The 531-nt window shown below is 47.6% G+C and carries 1 protein-coding gene; it reads left to right on the top strand.

Going from position 1 to position 531, the window contains the following annotated elements; translation table 11 throughout:
• Positions 1–513, top strand: a 513-nt coding sequence (locus AB4585_RS25895) for a hypothetical protein (protein WP_372171638.1), incomplete at its 5' end; no start/stop codon positions are given.
• Positions 514–531: the final 18 nt, after the last annotated feature.

The raw sequence follows: 531 nt of genomic DNA, 5'->3' as shown, positions 1-531 counted from the left end.
CTGGTTACCCTATCCAATGAGGCGTTCGACAACTCATTAGACATTAATGCAACTATTGGGCTTATTTGCTTGGGCACCACCAAGAAACAGGCTGGAAGCAATGAAGCACTCTATCGCATCGACCATGACTTGGTTATCTCGTTTGCAGAAACAATGAAGAACTTAGGCGTTAAGCGGTTAGGTGTGGTGTCTAGCTATGGTGCTAAAGCCGATTCTCCTTCTCACTACCTAAAATGTAAGGGAGAGATGGAGCGAGACCTGCAACAACTCGGCTTTGAGAGGCTTGTTATTGCAAGGCCAGGCCCGCTACAAGGGGAGCGAACAGCGCCTAGATGGGACGAGGTCGTACTGCAGAAAGTCCTTAAGGTCGTAAAACCTATTATGTTGGGTCCACTTGAAAATCTTCGCCCTATTCACGCTCAAGCCGTGGCGAAATATCTGGTGGATCGCCTGTGTATTGACGTTAATGACCGTGGCGAAACCATTGCCAACTATCGTGAGATGAATGGTTAAACCATTAGAGCCATCAAG

The organism is Vibrio sp. 10N.222.49.C9 (assembly GCF_041474985.1).
GTDB lineage: Bacteria > Pseudomonadota > Gammaproteobacteria > Enterobacterales > Vibrionaceae > Vibrio > Vibrio crassostreae_C.
Note: the sequence above shows the minus strand (reverse complement) of the source record. Positions and strands in the feature narration are given on the sequence as shown.